1 protein-coding gene is annotated in these 1,104 nt (G+C 49.0%); it reads right to left on the reverse strand.

The window, feature by feature from the left end; all coding sequences use genetic code 11:
- Positions 1-53: 53 nt before the first annotated feature.
- A complete protein-coding gene (gene dapB, locus A3766_RS24485) occupies positions 54-857 on the reverse strand; it encodes a 4-hydroxy-tetrahydrodipicolinate reductase (RefSeq protein WP_068511692.1) in 804 nt (267 codons plus the stop codon).
- Positions 858-1,104: the final 247 nt, after the last annotated feature.

The raw sequence follows: 1,104 nt of genomic DNA on the forward strand, positions 1-1,104 counted from the left end.
AATTATGTCTATCAGTGAGAGGCAGTTCATAGCGCATTTTTTAGCCAAGCCACTTATTTCAAATTCAGAACATCTCGCATTTCATACAAGCCAGGCTTCTGACTCTGCAACCAGGCTGCAGCACGAACTGCACCCCGAGCGAAAGACATACGGCTAGACGCTTTGTGAGTAATCTCTACACGCTCACCTTCGCCCAAAAACATCACGGTGTGATCACCGACAACATCACCACCACGAACGGTCGCAAAACCAATAGTTTCTTTATCACGTGCACCGGTTTGACCTTCTCGCCCATAAACCGCAACCGAGCGTAAATCCCGATCCAAACCATCGGCCACCGCTTGCCCCATCGCCAGTGCAGTACCAGAAGGCGCGTCAACCTTATGTCGATGATGAGCTTCGTAAACCTCAACATCGTAGTCGTCACCCAAAATTTCAGCCGCTTTTTGAAGCAGGTTCAGGCAAACATTTACGCCTGTACTAAAGTTGGCAGCCTTACACATTGCCGCAGAAGACTGAGCCAATAACAACTCCTCCTCTTCTTCAACGGTAAAGCCAGTCGTTCCGATAACAATACCCTTACCATGCTCCGCACATAACTTAGCATTTGCCAAGGTCGCTACGGGCGCAGTGAAGTCAATCAAGACATCGAACTGACCAATCACTTCAGACAAGCTACCTGAGACAACAACACCGTTCGCACCCACACCTGCTAACTCTCCAGCATCCGTTCCGACAAGGGAACTTTCTGGGCGCTCAATGGCTGCCGTTAGCTCTGCTTCAGAAGATAGACCCACGGCCTCAATTAACATTTTACCCATTCGACCAGCTGCACCGGTCACTGCAATTCTTGTCACTTTGTTTTTCCTTATTTATAGGCGAATAAACCGGCCCAACTACCTCTACGTCATTCTCGCGCAGATTCTCGTCATTCCCGCGCAGACGGGAATCCATTGTTTTGAACCCACCTCAGGTGCTGGAAAATGCTAGATCATTCTAAATACCATGATTTCCCCGTCGATACCTACTAATTGGGTGTATCTAACTCCGCGAGACAATGGATTCCTGCCTGCGCAGGAATGACGGTGGTGGAGGCAATAATCT

The sequence above is a fragment of the Oleiphilus sp. HI0132 genome (assembly GCF_001635845.1).